Below are 2,980 nucleotides of genomic sequence, written 5' to 3' on the forward strand. Positions count from 1 at the left end.
GCCCTACGGCTGGCCCGCCGTCTCCTCGCAGTTCGGCATGATGGACACGACCGGTGCGTTGAAGGACAGCGGCTACTACCTGAAGGCTGYCTGGACGTCCGAGCCGATGGTGCATGTGCTGCCCCACTGGAACTGGCCCGGCCGAGAAGGCCAGCCCATCGACGTGCGCGTCTACGCCAACACCGACGAAGTGGAACTGCTGCTGAACGGCAGCTCGCTCGGCCGCAAGCCGCTGGCGCGCTACGCCCATCTGCAGTGGAGCGTGCCCTACGCGCCGGGCAGCCTGACGGCGCGCGGCTACCAGGCCGGCAAGCTGGTCGTGACCGAGACCGTGACCACCACCGGCGACGGCAGCGCCGTGCGGCTGACGGCGGACCGCGCACGCATCCGCGCCGATGGCGACGACGTGGCGGTGGTGCGTGTCAGCGTCGTCGACCGTGAAGGCCGCGTCGTTCCCACCGCCAACCAGCGCCTCAGCTTCGAGGTTTCAGGCCCCGCGCGGTTGATCGGCATGGGCAACGGCGACCCGGGTTCTCACGAGGCCGACAAGCCGGCCGAGTTCCATCGCTACGCCGCGCTCGGCCACTGGCGCCTGCAAGGCGTGGCACGTTCGGAAGACGCCGCGGCATTGCTGGCCGGTGCCGGCGAGGCCAAGGGGCGTGACCCCTTCGCCTGGGTGCCCGCCGACGCGCAACCGGCCGACAGCGCCTGGAACGTGGTGCATGCCAGCTTTGCGCGCCCGCCTGCGACGGCAAGACGCGCATCGCTGTTCGTGGGCGACATCGCACCCGGTGTGCAGGTGTACCTGAATGGCCGCCCGGTGACGCCGCGGCCCGAGGAAGGCATGGGCGTGATCGACCTCGACCCGGCGCAGTTGAACGATAGCAACACGCTCAGCCTGGTCTTCGCCACGCCAGCCGGTGGCACGCGCAAGCTCTTCGACGACGCCCAGGGCGGCCGTCGCTGGGCGACGCTGCGCACGTCCACCGCCGCCGGGCCATGGCAGCGCAGCGTGTTCAACGGCCAAGCGCAGGTGATCCTGCAATCCACCGGCGGCCCGGGCCGCGCCACGCTGCGCGCCCGCGGCGACGGCCTGGACCTGGGCAGCCTGACCCTCGACGCCTTCTGAGCCGCGCCATCTGCGACCCCACCGCCCATCTGGAACCGGCAAGCTGAACCCAAAGARCCCCTCATGACCCAGACCTTCAATCGCATCGTCATCGTGGGCGGGGGCACCGCAGGCTGGATGACCGCCGCCGCCATCGCTACCGGCCTGAAGGGGCGCTGCACGGTGGAGGTGGTGGAGTCCGAGGAGATCGGCATCATCGGCGTCGGCGAGGCGACCTTCCCGTCCATCCGCAACTACAACCGGCTGATCGGCGTCGACGAGGCCGAATTCCTGCGCGCCACGCACGGCACCTACAAGCTGGGGATCGAGTTCCGCGACTGGCGGGTGCAGGGCGAACGCTACTTCCACACCTTCGGCGACTTCGGCGAGATGCAGGGGCCGCACGCGCTGTGGGGCCAGTACCGGCGCCTGGCCGACCCGGCGCTCGGCGGGCTTGGCGAGCAATGCCTGCCCACCGTCATGGCCATGCAGGGGCGCTTCGTGCCGCCCGACGACGAGGGCCGCGCACCCTACAAGTACGCCTATCACTTCGATGCCACCCTCTATGCCGGCTTCCTGCGCCGCCTGGCCTTCGGCCGTGGCGCCCGCCGCACCGACGGGCGCATCGTCGGCGTCACGCGGCGCGCCGACGGCGGCGTTCACAGCCTCAGGCTGGCCGATGGCCGCGAGATCGAAGGCGACCTCTTCATCGACTGCTCCGGCTTCGGCTCGCTGCTGCTGGGCAAAACGCTGGAAGAACCCTTCGTCGACTTCAGCCGCTGGCTGCCGGTGGACAGCGCCTGGGCGTGCCCCTGCGAGCGCACCGGCACGGCGCTGACGCCCTACACCCGCGCGACCGCGCTCGAAGGCGGCTGGGCCTGGCGCATCCCGCTGCAAAGCCGCACCGGGCATGGCCATGTCTTCAGCAGCCGCCATATCGACGCCGACCGCGCCCGCGATCAGCTGCTGCAGCAGCTGGACGGCAAGCCCCTGGCCGAACCGCGGCTGCTGCGCTTCACCACCGGCCACCGCGAGCGCTTCTGGGTCCACAACGTCGTGGCGCTCGGCCTGTCTTCGGGCTTCCTCGAGCCGCTGGAATCGACCAGCATCTTCCTGATCCAGAGTGGCCTGGGCCACCTGATGGGCTTGTTAACGTCCGGTCAGCCGATCAGCGAGGGCGTGGTGGCCGGCTACAACGCGCGGGCCGTGCGCGAGTTCAGCCGCATCCGCGACTTCATCATCCTTCACTACTGCCTCACGGCGCGCCGCGACAGCGCGCTGTGGCGCGACATGGCGACGATGGAGCTGCCCGAGACGCTGGCCTTCAAGATCGACGCCTGGCGCCGCCTGGGCCTGCTGCACCTGCAGGGCGACGAGGGCTTTGACGAGCACAGCTGGCTGGCCATCCATGCCGGCATGCAGCACTGGCCCGAACGCACCGACCCGGTTCTGCAGGAAATGCCGCCCGACGAGGCGCGACAGGCCCTGCAGCAGCGCCGCCACGCCATCGCCGAGTCGGTTGCCCGGCTCCCCTCGCATGAGGCCTTCCTTGGCCAGGTGTTGGCGAGGGGCGGTGCATGAACGGCGCCCCGCCCCGCCGCCGTGCCGCCTGGCGCTGGCGGTGGCAGGCTCCCATCTATGCCCATGAACCCGTTTTAAGTTGCTGAAGTAGAAGACCATGAACCCGATACCACCCGAGGCCGGCAAGCCCACCACCGAAACCGGACAGCAGCAGCAATGGCGGCGGGGGGTCAACGGCTATGCGCTGACCATTGCGGTGATCGTCCATCTCATCCTKCTGGCGGCGGTGCTGATGTGGCGCACCCGCGTGCCGCCCCCAGAGAAGCCCCGCATCACGGATGTGAGCATCGT

The 2,980-nt window shown here is 70.0% G+C and carries 3 protein-coding genes; all 3 read left to right on the forward strand.

Annotated features, from left to right (window positions below; translation table 11 throughout):
- The coding region (locus tag ACXJKR_RS28705; protein WP_457325737.1) for a DUF4982 domain-containing protein at nucleotides 1–1,129 on the forward strand (1,129 nt) is incomplete at its 5' end.
- Nucleotides 1,130–1,192: 63 nt separating this feature from the next.
- On the forward strand, nucleotides 1,193–2,689 hold the full coding sequence (locus ACXJKR_RS28710) for a tryptophan halogenase family protein (RefSeq protein ID WP_457325738.1): 1,497 nt from the start codon (nucleotides 1,193–1,195) through the stop codon (nucleotides 2,687–2,689).
- A gap of 97 nt (nucleotides 2,690–2,786) precedes the next feature.
- Nucleotides 2,787–2,980 (forward strand): hypothetical protein (locus tag ACXJKR_RS28715; RefSeq protein WP_457325739.1); only part of this gene is annotated, 194 nt, incomplete at its 3' end.

The sequence above is a fragment of the Roseateles sp. P5_E11 genome, from assembly GCF_054049355.1.